The organism is Lysinibacillus sphaericus (assembly GCF_002982115.1).
In the GTDB taxonomy this organism is placed as follows: domain Bacteria; phylum Bacillota; class Bacilli; order Bacillales_A; family Planococcaceae; genus Lysinibacillus; species Lysinibacillus sphaericus.
This window is the reverse complement of the sequence record NZ_CP019980.1, coordinates 3959468-3975533: the sequence shown is the minus strand read 5'-3', so window position 1 is coordinate 3975533 and position 16066 is coordinate 3959468. Positions and strand designations below refer to the sequence as shown.

At 34.2% G+C, this 16066-nt stretch carries 15 protein-coding genes; 14 read left to right on the top strand and 1 reads right to left on the bottom strand.

The window, feature by feature from the left end:
* Positions 1-19 precede the first annotated feature (19 nt).
* The 13 genes from LS41612_RS19565 (at position 20) to prfB (ending at position 14692) form a co-directional block, all read left to right on the top strand.
* Positions 20-751 carry a cytidylyltransferase domain-containing protein gene (locus LS41612_RS19565; RefSeq protein WP_024362480.1) on the top strand — a complete coding sequence of 244 codons (732 nt, stop codon included), beginning with the start codon at positions 20-22 and terminating at the stop codon, positions 749-751.
* Between the two features lie 2 nt (positions 752-753).
* A complete protein-coding gene (locus LS41612_RS19560) occupies positions 754-1647 on the top strand; it encodes an SDR family oxidoreductase (RefSeq protein ID WP_024362481.1) in 894 nt (297 codons plus the stop codon).
* The gene (locus LS41612_RS19555; protein ID WP_024362482.1) at positions 1631-2713 is read left to right on the top strand and encodes an N-acetylneuraminate synthase family protein; all 1083 of its coding nucleotides are present in this window, start codon (positions 1631-1633) and stop codon (positions 2711-2713) included. Before LS41612_RS19560 ends, LS41612_RS19555 begins: the two co-directional genes overlap by 17 nt.
* Entirely contained in the window at positions 2700-3221 is a 522-nt protein-coding gene (locus LS41612_RS19550; protein ID WP_024362483.1) for a GNAT family N-acetyltransferase, read from the top strand. Before LS41612_RS19555 ends, LS41612_RS19550 begins: the two co-directional genes overlap by 14 nt.
* Positions 3222-4323: 1102 nt before the next feature.
* The gene (locus tag LS41612_RS19540; RefSeq protein ID WP_024362485.1) at positions 4324-4713 is read left to right on the top strand and encodes a flagellar protein FlaG; all 390 of its coding nucleotides are present in this window, start codon (positions 4324-4326) and stop codon (positions 4711-4713) included.
* Positions 4714-4735: 22 nt separating this feature from the next.
* Positions 4736-7231, top strand: a complete 2496-nt coding sequence (gene fliD, locus LS41612_RS19535) for a flagellar filament capping protein FliD (protein ID WP_024362486.1) — start codon at positions 4736-4738, stop codon at positions 7229-7231.
* A gap of 34 nt (positions 7232-7265) precedes the next feature.
* Positions 7266-7625: a flagellar protein FliT gene (gene fliT / locus LS41612_RS19530; RefSeq protein WP_024362487.1), complete on the top strand. Its 360-nt coding sequence runs from the start codon at positions 7266-7268 to the stop codon at positions 7623-7625.
* A 74-nt stretch (positions 7626-7699) separates the two neighbouring features.
* Complete coding sequence (gene fliS, locus LS41612_RS19525; RefSeq protein ID WP_024362488.1) at positions 7700-8110, top strand: flagellar export chaperone FliS; 411 nt, start codon at positions 7700-7702, stop codon at positions 8108-8110.
* Between the two features lie 218 nt (positions 8111-8328).
* On the top strand, positions 8329-8712 hold the full coding sequence (locus LS41612_RS19520) for a PilZ domain-containing protein (RefSeq protein ID WP_024362489.1): 384 nt from the start codon (positions 8329-8331) through the stop codon (positions 8710-8712).
* Positions 8713-8802: 90 nt separating this feature from the next.
* Complete coding sequence (gene hpf / locus LS41612_RS19515; RefSeq protein WP_024362490.1) at positions 8803-9354, top strand: ribosome hibernation-promoting factor, HPF/YfiA family; 552 nt, start codon at positions 8803-8805, stop codon at positions 9352-9354.
* 256 nt (positions 9355-9610) lie between these two features.
* Positions 9611-12124 carry a preprotein translocase subunit SecA gene (gene secA, locus LS41612_RS19510; RefSeq protein ID WP_024362491.1) on the top strand — a complete coding sequence of 838 codons (2514 nt, stop codon included), beginning with the start codon at positions 9611-9613 and terminating at the stop codon, positions 12122-12124.
* A 348-nt stretch (positions 12125-12472) separates the two neighbouring features.
* Positions 12473-13030, top strand: coding sequence for a competence protein ComK (locus LS41612_RS19505; protein WP_024362492.1), 558 nt, complete (start codon positions 12473-12475; stop codon positions 13028-13030).
* A 557-nt stretch (positions 13031-13587) separates the two neighbouring features.
* Positions 13588-14692 (top strand): peptide chain release factor 2 gene (prfB, locus tag LS41612_RS19500; RefSeq protein ID WP_370510640.1). Its coding sequence is split into 2 segments (ribosomal slippage): positions 13588-13662 and positions 13664-14692, totalling 1104 coding nucleotides; the frame shifts between segments, so codons are not numbered across the junction.
* 91 nt (positions 14693-14783) lie between these two features.
* Here the strand turns inward: prfB and LS41612_RS19495 are convergent.
* Entirely contained in the window at positions 14784-15293 is a 510-nt protein-coding gene (locus LS41612_RS19495; protein WP_024362494.1) for a competence protein ComK, read from the bottom strand.
* Positions 15294-15524: 231 nt separating this feature from the next.
* Here LS41612_RS19495 and LS41612_RS19490 point away from each other — a divergent pair, with 231 nt between their 5' ends.
* On the top strand, positions 15525-15767 hold the full coding sequence (locus LS41612_RS19490; protein ID WP_024362495.1) for an IDEAL domain-containing protein: 243 nt from the start codon (positions 15525-15527) through the stop codon (positions 15765-15767).
* Positions 15768-16066: the final 299 nt, after the last annotated feature.

Below are 16066 nucleotides of genomic sequence, written 5' to 3'. Positions count from 1 at the left end.
TATAAAAGAGTTGATGGTAGTGAGAATAGTAGCTATTGTACAAGCAAGAATGGGTTCTACAAGATTACCAGGTAAGGTGTTAAAAGAAGTAAATGGAAAGCCTCTTTTAGCCTATCAAATAGAAAGGATGGAAAAAGCCTCTTTAATTGATCAATTGGTAATAGCAACTACGCCTTATGGAAATGAAGGAATTGTGAATTTATGTAATGAGTTAGGCATTGATTATTTTATTGGTTCAGAGAGTGATGTATTAGCACGTTATTATCACGCTGCCCTGAAATATGAAGCTGATGTAGTAGTGAGAATAACATCTGATTGTCCTTTAATAGACCCCGTAATTATTAATAATATTATCCAAATGTATTTAGATAATGAGTATGATTATGTATCAAATACTCAATTGAGAACATTCCCTAGAGGTATGGATACTGAAGTTTTTTCAATGGAGATATTAACTGAAGCATTTATGAATGCTAGTTTGGAGTATGAACGAGAGCATGTAACTCCTTATTTTTATTTAAACTCAACTAAATTTAATATTGGTCAATATACTCTAGAGAGTGAAGACCATAGTAATCTACGTCTCACTGTGGATACTCCTGAAGACCTAGAATTAATATCAATTCTACTTAATGATTTGTATCCAAAAAATCCGGATTTTGATTTAGATATTCTATTAGAAAAATTAACAAAAGAACCAGCGCTTATAAAAATAAATGAACATATTGAGCAAAAAAAATTAGGTGAGTAGCATTGAAATATTTAATAATAGGTTCAAATGGAATGCTTGGTAAAATGTTAGTTCAAGTGCTAAATAAAAAGAACCAGAAGGTAGTAACAGCTGCTAGAGCAAAGGCTGATCTTCAAGTCGATTTACTTGAAGATTTAGAGAGATTAACAACTTTCATTCTTAAAGAGCAACCGGATGTAGTTATTAATACAACTGCTATTATAAATTTACTGGAGTGTGAAAACAATCCTGAACAAGCTTATTTAATTAACAGTAGACTTCCAGCGATATTAGCAGCTATGTGTGATAAATTAAATCTCTATTATATACAAATTTCAACCGATCATTATTATTTAGGTGACAATAATAATGTTCATAATGAAGATGATAGTATTCAATTGTTGAATGAATATGCTCGTACGAAATATATTGGGGAAGTTTTGACAAATTTATATGAGAAGACATTAATAGTTAGGACTAATATAGTAGGTTTTAAAGGACAAGAAGGAAAACCAACTTTTATTGAATGGATATTAAATTCATTAGAAGAAAATAAAAAGATACATGCATTTACAGATTTTTATACGTCGAGTATTGATGTGGAGCGTTTTTCTGAAATTTTGTATGAGTTAATTCTAAAACAAGTAACTGGTGTAGTTAATATAGGTGCTTCAGATGTAGTTTCAAAATATGAATTTATTACTGAAATTGCAGAAAAGTTAGGAAAAAAGCATTTAGTATATGAAGACACGCTCCAAAATTTAAGGCAGGAAGTGAAAAGAGCTGACTCATTGGGCTTAGATATACAAAAGTTAGCTAATTTGATAGGGAAAGATAAAATACCAACATCAAAAGAAGTAGTAGATTGGGTTGTAAAAAGATATAAAGAAGGTGTTTTGTATGAATTACCTAAGTGAAATAACAATTTGCGGTAAGTCTATCTCCATAAATAATCCGACTTATTTTATAGCAGATATCGCATCCAACCATGATGCAGATTTGGGAAGAGCTAAGGAGCTAATTTGGCTTTGTAAAGAAGCTGGAGCTGACGCTGTAAAATTTCAGCATTTTAAAGCTGAAAAAATTGTCAGTGATTACGGTTTTCAGCATTTAAAGCAGTCAAGCCATCAAGCCAATTGGGAAAAAAGCGTTTTTGAAGTTTTTAAAGACTATGAGTTAAAGCGTGATTGGAATTATGAATTAAAAAAAGAAGCAGATTTAGCAGGAATTGATTTTTTTACAACACCGTATGATATTGAAGCAGTAGAAGAAATTGATTCTTTGGTAGATGTATATAAAATTGGCTCTGGTGATATTACATGGATAGACTTTATTCAACATATAGCCAAGAAAAATAAACCTACTCTTCTTGCAACAGGGGCGTCTAATTTTACTGATGTACAGCGTGCAGTAGAAGAAATTATAAAATACAATGATAAGGTCATATTAATGCAATGTAATACTAATTACACAGGGAATATTGAAAACTTTAAATACATAAATTTAAATGTTTTAAAAACATATAATACAATGTATCCTAATATGATTTTAGGATTGTCTGATCATACACCAGGACATGCAACTGTGCTGGGTGCTATAACCCTAGGTGCAAGGGTCATTGAAAAACATTTTACCGATGATAACAATAGAAAAGGGCCAGATCACCCATTTTCTATGAACCCTTATACTTGGAGAGATATGATCAAAAACGCAAGAGAACTTGAGAGCTCATTAGGTAATGGAGTAAAAATCATTGAGAACAATGAGCAAGAAACAGAGATAGTTCAACGTAGAGGAATCTATTTAAATAAAGAAAAAAAACTTGGCGATATTATTTGTGCTGAAGATCTTGAATTTTTACGACCAGCTCCTGATAATATTTATTTTCCATATGAAAAAAGCCTAGTAGTTGGTAAGAGATTAAAGGTTAATAAACTTGCGGGACAGCCAATTTACCGAGGTGATATGAATGTTGAAAGGTAATTTAGTAGGATTGCGTGCGATTGAGAAAACAGATTTAACTCAACTACTTCAATGGCGTAATAATCCTGAGTTTCGACGTTTTTTTCGAGAGTATCGTGAACTAAATAGTGAAAACCAGTTACTGTGGTTTGAAAAATATGTAATAAATGATCCGAATACGATAATGTTTGCTATTGTTGAGCTAGCAACAGAAAAGTTAATTGGTGCATGTGGTCTTTGTTATATTGATTGGGTTAATCGAAATGCAGATTTTAGTATTTATATAGGTAAGAATAATCTTTATATTGACGCTTCATTTGCAATCGAAGCTGCACAATTAATGGAGAAGTATGGATTTGAAGAGCTGAATCTACATAGACTATGGGCAGAAATTTATTCTATTGATGAAGCAAAGATAAAATTTTTTAAAGAGCTTGAATTTACTCAAGAAGGTCGATTTAAAGATACGCATTGGACGGAAGGTAAGTGGGTAGATTCAGTATATTATGGTAAAATAGGGTTAAATTAATATTTGGAAAATGGAAAAAGCTTAGGAGATATATTAGATACTAAAATTCTCGATTTCCATAGCTTCAATAGCATTGGCTCAACCAAAACGTGAAAAATATAAAAATTGTGATAAGTAATTAATAAATAATGAGAAAAGTTTTATAATGATCTTAATGCTGACATTAAAGATACAGAGAACTTTGATATGGTGACTGATTATTCTAGTTATTATTCTGCTGAGTCATTAATAGCATGGAACACTCGAATAGAAAAAATTTATAATCCTAAGGCCAATTTTTGTCAGAGTGTTTAAAAAATGATTCTGATATAGAATCTGATAAAGTTATTGATATTGGTGCAGGTTTAGGTTACTTTATAAAAGCGCTGCTATATTTATAAGAATAGTAGGGGTTGTGATGTTCCTCAAACCAAGTGGAATTATTATAGAAGTAGGAATAATCGATTTAGTGGTTAGTGATAAAAATACAAAAGCTAAAATGGTTTCAATAATTGGTGTTTTAGAGTATTTAACTATCCATCGAGAAATTTTGAAAGTTAAATCAGAAAATCCATATATTTACTATTATATTTCTGTTCCCTTTTTTCATTTTCTGTGGTTTTTTTGAAATTATTAAAGATAATATTTTTAACCGCCATTAAGCTGGTGCACACCCATTTTGTATAACAATAAATCTATAGAATATTTTTGTAATAAGTTAAATTTTTTCATAAAAGGAAAATATAGATTTGGTGCTGGTGCTATAGATTTATATAGAAAGGCATTAATTACTTTGGAAGAAAAGAATGTAAGTAAGGGCTTAGTAGAATTATTTGCGTAGTATAGATGAAATACAACTATCTTTAAATAAATCTGATTTTTTTCAGAGGTACACGTGGTAATAAAAAGTAGAAAAATATTAGAGGAATAAAAACTAATTGCTTCTTTTTTAGCTTACAGATAACAAAGATTAAAAATTTTTAAAAGCTTCTGATTCAGACAAAATCTGAACTCGAGGCTTTTTTCTTGTAAAAATATCATCAAAATTAGTAAAAGGTGAAACATTCCTAAAAACTTCCGATATTAAATATAAGAATAAGAAAAGTTTAGGAGGTTACATATTATGCGTATTGCAGCTCAAGGACAATCTACAGATGTAGGAACTGCAGCGTCATCTACAGTTGCGAAGCAAGCAGTTATAGAGGAAACTACGATGACTACTAGTAAAGCTCAATTAGTAACGCAATCACAAGGAGAAAATCTACCTACTGCTGACGTACAAGAAATATCTAAAGAGAAGCTGCAACATGCCGTAGATACTGTAAATGAATTTTTACAAATCAATCATAATGCTTCTAAATTTGTTTTACACGACGGGTTAGATCGTTACTTTGTACAAGTTGTGGATACTAAAACAGAAAAAGTTGTAAAGGAAATCCCTCCCAAAAAACTTTTGGATGCTTTTTATGAGATGCAAAAGTTATTAGGAATGATTGTAGACGAAAAAATATAAGCATATTTAGGAGGAAATTAAAATGGTAAATCGAATCGGTGGATTAGCATCAGGAATGGATATAGATTCAATTGTAAAAAAATTAATGAATGCGGAAAGAGCACCATTAAACAAATTATATCAAAAGAAACAAACTTATGAATGGCAACGTGATGCATATCGCGGTGTGAATACAAAGCTTAAAACATTCGATACGTATATTTCAGATAATCTAGTATTAAAGAGTCTTATTTCTAAAACTGCGGCAAGTTCAAATTCTAATTTAGTATCTGCTACTGCAACAGGCAGTGCTGCTGGCTCACTTTCAATTGAGGGTGTTTCACAATTAGCTACTGCGGCTCGTAAAGTAGGGGAGCAAGTAAATGCTGTAGGTTCTACGAAAATGGCTGATTTAGGGGCAACAGGGACTATTGAGTTTAAAGCTATTCAAAAGAACGGTCAATTAGCAAGTGAGGCAACAAAAATTGAAATTACTTCTGATATGACTGTCAATCAGTTTATTAGCAAGGTGAATTCTAGTAATGCAGGGATTGACGCTGTATTTGAAAATGGTCGATTCTCCTTTACTGCCAAAAACACTGGTGATGTTAAAGGTGATGAGGAAATCAAAGTTACAGGCGGAGTAGATATTTTCAATAAGTTAGGATTTGCCGACCCTAGTAAAGTTCAAAATACAGAAGGAAAAAATGCTATTTTCACTGTTAATGGCATAGCAACAGAACGTACAACAAATACGTTTTTGATTTCAGGCTATAATGTAACGTTAAAAGATACATTCAATGGTCTTCAAACAATTTCAGATAAATATAAAGCCGCTGTTGAAGAATTTAAAAATGCTACTGACAATTTAGCAACTAAACAAGCAAATCTTATAACTAAGCAAAATGCTTATGGTGCTAGTGATATCAATAGTTACACAGCGAACCATGATACGGCTTATACAACCGCTTTTGGTAATACATTATCTTTGTCACAACAAGTGCAATACAATAAACTAGGAAACGCTTTTTGGAAAGGCTTAGCAGATGATGAAGCTAGTTTCATCAATGATAAATTATCTGCAGGTCAATCAGTCGAGCAAATTAGGAAGGCAATTGATGAAAGTGGCCTAAGTCTAGAGAAAATCGAGAAATTCCAATCTTTAACAGATAGCGAATTGCAAGCTTTATCTTCACTTGATACAACGCAATTAAACGCTTTTAAAACGCAAGCTGAATACGAACAGTATGGTACAAAATTAAAAGATTTTGATCAAAATGCTATTGATGCACTAAAACGCTTCTCGTATAACAGCAATGATTCAATTGATAAAATTCGTAAAGATATAGACGATAATACGGAATTTACACAAGAAGTAAAAGATGTATTAAAATCTTTAAGCAAAGATGATTTAACTAATTTAATTGCAACAGATTCTGCGACACTAAAAACATATTCTGAAAAAGCGCAAGCAGATGATTTAAAACAAAAGTATAGCCAATTTGGCGATACTTTAATTAAAGGTTTGCAAGATGGTTCTAAAAGAGTTGAAGATTTAACTGATAAACAAAAAGAAGTTTGGAATAATTTAACACCGCAGAAAAAGGCTGAATTTAATGCACTAGCGGAACAAAATATTTTGCGTAAAGATTACTTAACTGCAGATGCTGATGAAAAAGCAGCGGTTACACGTTTAAATGAGGCTACGAGTACGCAAACTGCAGCAAAAGCAGATGCTAATGCAGCTGGTATTTTAAACCCTGATGGTAGTGTAGACGACACAAAGGTCAATGCCGCACCAAAAGCGCAAGCGGTGACAATGACTTCAACAACAAATGTTGACGATATTATGACTAAAATTAAAGAATTTGTCACTACTTATAATGGCTTTATAAAAGATTTAAATGATCAAACGAAAGAAACAAAATACCGTGATTATAAGCCATTAACTAGCGAGCAAAAAGAAAATATGTCCGAAAATGAAATTAAACTTTGGGAAGAAAAAGCTAAGAGTGGCTTACTTCGAGGAGATACGCTTATCCGTGAAGGACTATCTAACATGCGTTCATTAGTGTATCAATCTAATCCTGCTATCGATTCTAAATATAATACGTTATTTAGTATTGGAATAACTACATCTAAAAACTATAATGATGGCGGTTCATTGCAAATCGATGAAACGAAATTGCGCAAAGTTTTAGAAGAAGATCCAGATGCAGTTGAAAAATTGTTTAAAAATAGTGAAGGTAAAAAAGAAGATATAGTAGGTGGTAAAACGGTCGATACACGTGGTTATATCGATAAATTACGTGAATCTATGAAATCATTTGAAATTACTATTGAGAAAAAAGCTGGTCGCTCTACAATGACTGACGCGCAATATGCTATCGGGAAAAACTTGGTAGATACAGAAAGTCGAATTAGTACTTGGAAGCGAAAACTTGAAGATATCGAGTCGCGTTATTGGAAGCAATTTACTGCAATGGAACAAGCGATTAATAAAGCGAATTCTCAATCAAGCATGTTCGCGCAAGGATGATCAAGTTTTTAATTAAGCAAGGTAGGAGAAGTTTATGCAACTAACAAATCAACTATTGCAGGCATCTGCGAATCTATATAAATTATTAGGTGATATCCCTAATGGCGAAGATCGTGATGACTATGTAGATAAGATTAATAATATGTTGGACAAGCGTGGAATAATTATCAATGATTTAAAACAAGAAGGTTTTCATTTTGATGAACAAGATCGTGTTCATCGTACTTTGCTTGAATTAGATAATGGTATTAAAGAACGATTGGCTGCTGTAATGAGCGCAGTAAAGCAGGATATGGCAAACCTTCAAAAAACGAAAAAAAGTGAAGCGCAATACTTCAATCCATATGGCAATGTCCGTGTTATGGACGGGATGTATTACGACAAGAAAAATTAATTTCACCATTAGCTTTTCTTCGTTGAATGGTTTAAAATAGTAAATAAGTAACATCTAAAAGGAGTTGTCCATTCTTGGCAGCAAATTTAACAGCACAAAACGCGTATAAGCAAAATAGTGTCACAACTGCTTCACCTGGAGAGCTTACATTAATGCTTTATAATGGATGTTTAAAGTTCTTAAGTAAAGCTAAACTTGCGATTCAAGATAAGAATATTCAAGACAAAAATACAAATTTAATAAAAGCACAAGCGATTATTAGTGAGCTTATGGCAACACTTAATATGGACATTGAAGTGTCGAATAATATGTTTGCTCTTTATGAATATATGAATCGTCGTTTAGTAGAAGCAAATATCCAAAATGATGTTAGTATCATTGAAGAAGTTGAAGGATTTGTGACGGAATTCCGTGATACATGGAAAGAAGTGATTCGCATTAATCGACAGCAACAATTCGGTAATGGGAATAATGCACAAGTTTAATAAAAAAATTAGAGACCATCGCTAGATGATGGTCTCTTTTCTTTGTAATAGATAGTGTAATTACGATAACACAAAATTCGACAAGGGAAATAGTCCATCTAGTTATAAATTAGGTCATTAAATGGTCAAATATGTTACTAATTCCCTCTAGATGAAAATCATTCATTCATGTCATAATCAAGCTAATGATATGTTTGAAAAGTATTGGGGTGGGGAAAATGAAATTTAAACGTCAAGAAGGCTTCCGGTTTAAATTTGACGAGCCTGTTAATATGACCTTTGCGGTATATGAAAATGGCAAAGTGAATCATGCACAAACGGCAATCGCTGATTTGTTAGATATTAGTCCGAGGGGATTAAAGATGTTTACCGAGGTCGATTTAGGTTTACGTCCTGCACCACTTGATTTGCGTTTTGTTTTGGATACAAGAGAAATTCGTGTATACGGAGAGGTTATTTGGAGCCGCCCTTATGGCAATGGGAAACAATATGGCGTGTTTTTCAATAATCAGGGTGCTGTCGAGGATTTGATTGTTGATGAGCTAAAAGCCCGCCGTAAAAAAGAGGCAGCCGAAGCCAAGATGAAAAAAATCAATTCTTAAAATTTCTTGTGAAAAAAAGAATTATTTTAGAGGAATTTCACACACTTGTGTAGAAATATAAAGTATAGCAGTTATAAAGGAGGAGTTTACATGTTAAACTTTAACATTCGCGGTGAAAATATTGAGGTAACTCCAGCTATTCGAGAGTATGTTGAAAATAAAATCGAAAAAGTTGAACGTTATTTTAACGAAGATGTTAACGCCAATGCTAACGTAAATTTAAAGGTTTACAATGACAAACAAACAAAAGTGGAAGTTACAATTCCAATGAAAAACTTAACACTTCGTGCAGAAGAACGTCATAACGATATGTATGCTGCGATCGATTTAATTGTCGATAAATTAGAACGACAAATTCGCAAACATAAAACTAAAGTAAACCGTAAATTCCGTGAGCGTGAAGGTGCAGGACTTTATTTTGCTACAACACAAGCTGTAGCTGATACAGTAACAGAGGATGAAGAGTATTCTATTGTACGTACAAAACAATTTGATTTAAAACCGATGGATCAAGAAGAAGCGGTGTTACAGATGAATATGTTAGGACATGATTTCTATATTTTCACTGATGCTGAATCAAATGGTACAAACATTGTTTACAAACGTAAAGATGGCAAGTACGGCTTAATCGAAACAACTTAAATTATATATTGATGGAAGCCTCTCGCTTTTGCGGGAGGCTTTTTTGAGTGTCACATCTGCTCATTATTTAAATCTTGCGATACGACTAGCAAAATTTTGATCTGTATAACACACTTATTACATAAAAGGTAGAAAAGTTCGTGAATTAAACTTACTTTATCCCATTTCAGTTAGCGCTTAAGGACACTGTTTGCATGAAACTGTTACACAATGGTAAAATGAAATTTGAGACTCGTATAGGAAGTGAAAAATATTCATGGCAAACCTATTAAATAAATTATTTGATTTCAATAAACGTGAGTTAAAAAAATTAGAAAAAATCGCTGACCAAGTTGAGGGATTCGCTTCTCAAATGGAACAGCTTTCAGATGACCAACTACAAGCGAAGACAGAAGAATTTAAAAAGCGTTATGCAGATGGCGAAAAATTAGATTCTATTCGTGCTGAAGCTTTTGCGGTGAGTCGGGAGGCTTCCAAACGTGTATTAGGTATGTATCCTTTCCGCGTTCAAATCATGGGTGCTGCCTCACTTGATGAAGGTAATATTTCAGAGATGAAAACCGGTGAAGGTAAAACGTTAACTGCGACGATGGCGGTTTATTTAAATGCTATTACTGGCAAAGGCGTGCATGTTGTAACAGTCAATGAATACTTGGCTAGTCGTGACGCTGCTGAGATGGGCCAACTGTATAATTTCTTAGGCCTTACTGTAGGTTTAAATTTAAACAGTTTGTCAAAAGAAGAGAAGCGCGCTGCATATGAAGCGGATATTACGTATAGTACAAACAATGAGTTAGGGTTTGACTATTTACGTGACAATATGGTGCTTTATAAAGAAGAACGTGTGCAACGTCCGTTACACTATGCTGTTATCGATGAGGTTGACTCGATTTTAATTGATGAAGCACGTACGCCATTAATTATTTCGGGTCAGGCTGGGAAATCAGCACAATTGTACAAGCAGTCGAATGCATTTGTCCGCATGTTAAGTGCAGATACAGATTACACATATGAAGAGTCGACAAAAGGTGTTACGTTAACGGATGCTGGTGTAGAAAAAGCCGAAAAAGCATTTGGTATCGACAATTTATTTGATTTAACACATGTACGATTAAATCATGCTATTAACCAATCACTAAAGGCACATGTGAGTATGCATAATGATGTTGACTATGTAGTCCAAGATGGCGAAATTGTCATTGTTGACGGCTTTACGGGACGTTTAATGAAAGGGCGTCGCTATTCGGATGGCCTCCATCAAGCAATTGAAGCTAAAGAGGGCGTTGAGATTCAAAATGAATCGATGACAATGGCTACAATTACATTCCAAAACTATTTCCGTATGTATCAGAAACTTGCGGGTATGACAGGTACAGCGAAAACAGAAGAAGAAGAGTTCCGTAATATTTACAATATGAGTGTTATTGCGATTCCAACGAATAAGCCTATCGCGCGTGATGACCGTCCAGATTTAATTTTCGCTTCGATGGAAGGGAAATATAAAGCGGTGGCGGCTGACATTGCTGAACGTCATAAGGCAGGACAACCTGTACTTGTCGGTACAGTTGCGATTGAAACATCGGAAATTATTTCGCAGTTGCTTAATAAACATAAAATTCCACATAACGTATTGAATGCGAAAAACCATGAACGCGAAGCGGAAATTATCGCCAATGCTGGTTTAAAAGGTGCCGTTACGATTGCAACGAATATGGCTGGTCGTGGTACTGATATTAAACCTGGTGAAGGTGTATTAGAAATTGGTGGTTTAGCAGTCATCGGTACAGAGCGTCACGAATCACGTCGTATCGATAATCAGCTACGTGGTCGTTCTGGACGTCAGGGGAATCCAGGGGTTACGCAATTCTACCTGTCGTTGGAAGATGATTTAATGCGTCGCTTTGGTTCTGACAATATGAAGTCGATGATGATGCGACTAGGAATGGATGATTCTCAACCATTACAATCGAAAGTAGTATCAAGAGCTGTAGAATCAGCGCAGAAACGTGTTGAGGGGAATAACTTCGATGCACGTAAACGTTTATTACAATATGATGATGTTTTACGTCAGCAACGTGAGATTATTTACAAAGAACGTTATGATGTTTTAGAAACAGAAAATATGCGTGTACTTGTAGAGTCCATGATTCAGGAATCAATTGATAATGTTGTTGGCCTTTATACACAAGGAGAGCAGCAGAACGATTGGAACTTAAAAGCAATTGAGGATTATGTGTCCGCAAATCTATTAGAAGAGGGTACATTAAAAGTAGCTGATTTCCAAGGTAAATCTGCTGAAGACATTATTGCACTTATTTCTGACGCTGTGCATCAACGCTATGCTGAAAAAGAAGCAGAGCTTACACCAGAGCGTATGCGTGAGTTTGAAAAAGTTATCTTATTGCGTTCGATTGATACGAAGTGGATTGACCATATTGACGCAATGGATCAATTACGACAAGGGATACACTTACGTGCTTATGGTCAAAATGATCCATTACGCGAATATCAACAAGAAGGCTTTGCCATGTTTGAGGATATGGTCGCTTCCATTCGTGAAGATGTAGCGAAATATGCGATGAAAGCCGAAATTCGCAGTAACTTAGAACGTGAAGAGGTTGCCAAAGGTCAGGCTGTGAATCCGAAAGAAGACGGTTCTCCAGCACCGAAAAAACAACCTGTACGTAAGGCAGAAAATATTGGTCGAAATGATTTATGCCCATGTGGTAGTGGAAAGAAATTTAAAAACTGTCATGGTGCAGGTCAATAAATAATAGTAAAAGATCAATTCAACGGAGGTTGAGTTGATCTTTTTTTATCTATTCTTAGAAAATATGGAGTTAAAAGTCAGAATTAATAGACAATAGATAATTAAGGGTATACAATAATTGTAACAATAGGTATTTAGTACAATGAAAGTAAATAGTATAGCAAATTACTGAATGATTTCAATAAGTCCACGTGAACTTTCTTTTTTTGGCTAAAAGGGAGGTGAATAGATCTTCAGTAGACAAAACTCTCGAGGGTATGCTCGAGGAAGTACATAGGTTACAACAAAATACATGTACATTCCTTTTTAATTCAGATAATAGACATGCTATTTAAGGAGGATTAATCATTGCATTATAATTGTGGAGACATTATGAGTAGTGAAACTATGTTGTATATGCCTGAGTATGATGCCTTTGGAAATTTATGTACACGTGTAATTGAAAGAGACTTTCAATATATTTCTAAATTATCACCTACGAGATTAATGGATTTTAATCTTCGTTATTTTGGATCTAGCCTACGAGGGGCATTTGATGGCTCTAAGATGATATTAGGTAAGCTGAATAAAAATCCTATTGTTGTCCATGAGCGTTTTAATATTTTATGGTTCCCTAGTAAGTCGCCCTTACATCCTGAATGCATTTGGTTTGCTGTGCATCATATCGACGACTATATCGCAGTTGATAAAAAGCAAACAAAGGTGCTATTTATGAACGGCCAAGAGATTATTGTGGATGTTAGCCCAAAAGCATTTGAATACCGTATTCAAAGGGCGTTCTTATTAAAATATAAGCTTGAAAAGCGTACAAAGCATTTACTTGTACAATTTGATCGAGTCAAAGTTTTTCAACGAATGGCTATCCATTCTAAATTGGAGGATGAACCAAAGCAAGATGAGAGCTAGATATTAACCACGTATAATTACCCCATGATAACTCTCGGAAGTAAGATTGCATCTTTATTTTTCTTCATGCTGTTTCAAATGCTAACAACTATTAACAATTGCAGGAAATTTTCTAGTGGACTATTTTAGTTCAAGGGTTACATTTGGATACAAATGAATAATACTTGTTTATACGAAAGGGTGGAAATGGATGATTTATTACGAAACGACTTGTATTTGTTGTAAGAAACCGTTTAAGCTTTTAGAAGGAACAAGGAAATATCAACTTTATAAGGTGAATCGTAATAGACGTTTGACTTGCGAACATTGTGATCAAAAGATTCATGCGGAAGCGCGTAAAAGTTTACTTGGAAAATTAAATTAGTGAAATTACACAAGAGAGTAGTAGCACAAGCTAAGCTAGTTTGTACTACTATTTTTTTGTTCAGGCTTTCTCTTTTTTAAGCGCAACCTATGGAGATATTGAAAATAGTATGTTTTCCGCCTCAAAAACGCTATAATAAAAAGATACGGATTTTACTTATAATATCCATTAAAAATGTTCGGAGGATTTAACAATGATTGAATTAGCAGATGTACGTAATGTGTTAGACACTACAGCCACTAAATTGGCGGACTTTAGGGGGTCTCTTTGACTTAGAAAACAAGGAGGCACGTATTCAGGAATTAGATGAAATGATGTTAGAGCCTGGTTTCTGGGACGATCAACAAGGAGCACAAGTAGTCATTAATGAAGGGAATGGCTTGAAGGCCATTGTTAATGAATATAAAGAATTAGTCGATACACATGAAAACTTAGATATGACACTGGAGTTATTACGTGAAGAGCCTGATGAAGAATTGCAGGAGGAGCTAGGCAATGAGCTAGCGGAATTCCAACAAAAAATGAATGATTTTGAACTGCAATTATTATTAAGTGGACCTTACGATCATAACAATGCGATTTTAGAGCTGCATCCTGGAGCTGGTGGTACTGAATCTCAAGACTGGGGTTCAATGTTGCTTCGTATGTACACGCGTTGGGCTGAAAAACGTGGCTTTAAAGTAGAAACAGTCGATTATCTTCCAGGTGATGAAGCAGGTATTAAATCGGTAACATTATCTATTAAAGGACATAATGCTTACGGTTACTTACAGGCTGAAAAAGGCGTACACCGTTTAGTACGTATTTCACCGTTTGATTCATCAGGTCGTCGTCATACATCATTCGTATCATGTGATGTCATGCCTGAATTTGATGACAATATTGAAGTGGATATTCGTACCGAGGATTTAAAAATTGATACGTATCGTGCAACAGGTGCAGGTGGTCAGCATATTAATACAACCGATTCAGCTGTCCGTATTACACATATTCCAACAGGTACTGTTGTTCAATGTCAAGCAGAGCGTTCACAAATTAAAAACCGTGAAAAAGCCATGACGATGTTAAAAGGTAAGTTATACCAATTAGAAATTGACAAGCAACAAGCACAACTTGATGAAATTCGTGGAGAGCAAAAGGAAATAGGCTGGGGCTCTCAAATTCGTTCATACGTGTTTCATCCATACTCAATGGTGAAAGATCATCGTACAAGTGAAGAAACAGGGAATGTAGGAGCCGTAATGGACGGAGATATAGATCCATTCATCAATGCCTATTTACGTTCTAAAATCGGATAATGAATGAAAACCTCAGAGGCATAAGCTTCTGAGGTTTTATTTTGAGGTGCCAGTCACTCAAACAATTCTGAATTTTCTAGGTGTCAGGCACTCAAAATGGAGGGTGATAGGGGGCATCATGGCTAAGTTGCTTGCGCTCTTCCATATAATGTTTATAGAGCATAGAGGCATTGACAAATTGTTTACTAATCGAGCCGTATTTAATAGGAAGCTCAATTTTCATATCATTTTTCAACGTAATAATACAACCAACGTTGCTTGGTGAAATATTTGAAATGGCATGAAGTCCAATCCAAATATTATGTATAGAGTTTGGCGAATAGGTTGGCAAAAAAATGCAAGGAAAGCCATAATCATATGCAACAACAATTGGCAGTTTATGTTGATTGCCAAAAAAACGTTTCGCAGAAAATTTTGCTGCTTCATACGTTGTGCCCAATGAAATGCATGACTTTCGTAAAACATGCAAAGGCTTGCGTGTCACAATTAACTCATTATGCTTGTCGATGACCCTTGTGAAAATTTTCGATTCATGTTGAATAGGTTGTAATAAATAAGTATTGAAAGACATTAAATAACCATTTACATAATTTGTGGACATATATATGGAACGCCTCCTTATGGGAATATTTATTTGTAGTGTAAATGACAAAGATGAATACTGAAAATATAGATAAAAAACGAAATTATCTAGAAATTGATACTATTTCTTTAGAAATTTGCTTAAAAATACGCTATAATTCTAATAAATGATAGTTGATTTTATTTTGTTTAGCGTTGCAATTTGGTCTGAATTTTCTTATAATTTAGAAAAGGATCGAGGTGGAGATCGTTGGATAAATATTATTCGTACACAGATTTTCTAAAAGCCGTTGGTCAGTCGAAAAAAGTTGATGAGGCAGAGAAATTATTGAACGAGATTTATTTAGATTTATTTTTAAATCATATCCAGCGTATGCATCGTGAAGAACAGCTAATGGTTCTGATAGATAGAACACTCGATGAACGAGATGAAAAGGCTTTTCATCTATACGCGGCTGAACTAGAGGCATTACACAAAATAGCAAGTGAATAATACGATAAGACCGCTCTCCGTTAACGGGGAGCGGATTTTTTTGTCTGCAACGAAATAGAAAGTGCCTTATTGCATTAATAGGGCAATAAGGATAATTATCTTTGTCATTTGTAAATTTATAGAATTGTATGATTAAAGAATGGGTATATATCTAATCATGGATACAAGGAGCTAAAGTATTTAGCTTCTAGAAAAATGAATGATAGCGTTAGAATTAGTGACGAGTAATGACAAATAATAAATGCGTTGTAATAAAGTGAGAAATTCGAAATTGAGAAAAATAACAAACATTCGTTCGT

Bases quoted from the DNA above. Each gene is read 5' to 3' on its own strand.
- LS41612_RS19495 (WP_024362494.1), bottom strand. From the start codon at position 15,293: ATGTCCACAAATTATGTAAATGGTTATTTAATGTCTTTCAATACTTAT.
- secA (WP_024362491.1), top strand. From the start codon at position 9,611: ATGGCAAACCTATTAAATAAATTATTTGATTTCAATAAACGTGAGTTA.
- fliT (WP_024362487.1), top strand. From the start codon at position 7,266: ATGCAACTAACAAATCAACTATTGCAGGCATCTGCGAATCTATATAAA.
- LS41612_RS19555 (WP_024362482.1), top strand. From the start codon at position 1,631: ATGAATTACCTAAGTGAAATAACAATTTGCGGTAAGTCTATCTCCATA.
- hpf (WP_024362490.1), top strand. From the start codon at position 8,803: ATGTTAAACTTTAACATTCGCGGTGAAAATATTGAGGTAACTCCAGCT.
- LS41612_RS19520 (WP_024362489.1), top strand. From the start codon at position 8,329: ATGAAATTTAAACGTCAAGAAGGCTTCCGGTTTAAATTTGACGAGCCT.
- LS41612_RS19540 (WP_024362485.1), top strand. From the start codon at position 4,324: ATGCGTATTGCAGCTCAAGGACAATCTACAGATGTAGGAACTGCAGCG.
- LS41612_RS19550 (WP_024362483.1), top strand. From the start codon at position 2,700: ATGTTGAAAGGTAATTTAGTAGGATTGCGTGCGATTGAGAAAACAGAT.
- fliD (WP_024362486.1), top strand. From the start codon at position 4,736: ATGGTAAATCGAATCGGTGGATTAGCATCAGGAATGGATATAGATTCA.